1 protein-coding gene is annotated in these 537 nt (G+C 67.4%); it reads right to left on the minus strand.

Features of this window, described 5'->3' with window-relative positions; genetic code table 11:
- The coding region (locus D1614_RS28760) for an alkyl sulfatase dimerization domain-containing protein (RefSeq protein ID WP_497006689.1) at positions 1-537 on the minus strand (537 nt) is incomplete at both ends.

A 537-nucleotide genomic window follows, 5' to 3' on the forward strand; every position in this document is an offset into this window, starting at 1 on the left:
CGCCGAAATAGGCGCGCAAGAATTCGGCGCGGCTGATGCCATAGCTGTCGGCCAGCCGCAGCAGGCGGCCTTCCAGGCCCATCAGGCGCTTGTTGATCGCATAGAGCTGCTCGACCAGCGCCTCGATGCGGTTGTTGTTCAGCTTCAGCGTCTTCAGGTGCTGGATGATGGTGTTGGACAGCGCCTCGTAGGCCTTGCGGTCGGCCTCGGGCAGGTCCGCGCCCTTCAGGCGATGATTGACCAGCTTGTCCTGCAGCTTGCGGAAGGCTTCGAACTCGCCGGCGATGGCGTCGAGCGTGGCCATCACGCCGTCGCGCAGCTCGGCCGCCCCGGTCAGGTACATGTTCCGCGCCAGCGAGTTCTCGCTCTGATAGCCCAGTTGGTCATAGGCCCGGGCCAGCAGGGCCTTGGCCGCCGGATCGCCCCCCGCCATGACCAGATGGTCGAGCAGCACGGCCGCCCAGGCGTAGTCGGCCCGGTCGTAGGCCGCCTGGGCCATGGCCAGCACCTTGGCCGCCCCGCCCATGGCCTCGACAT

The sequence above is a fragment of the Maribellus luteus genome (assembly GCF_003576475.1).
Taxonomy (GTDB): Bacteria; Bacteroidota; Bacteroidia; order Bacteroidales; family Prolixibacteraceae; genus Draconibacterium; species Draconibacterium luteum.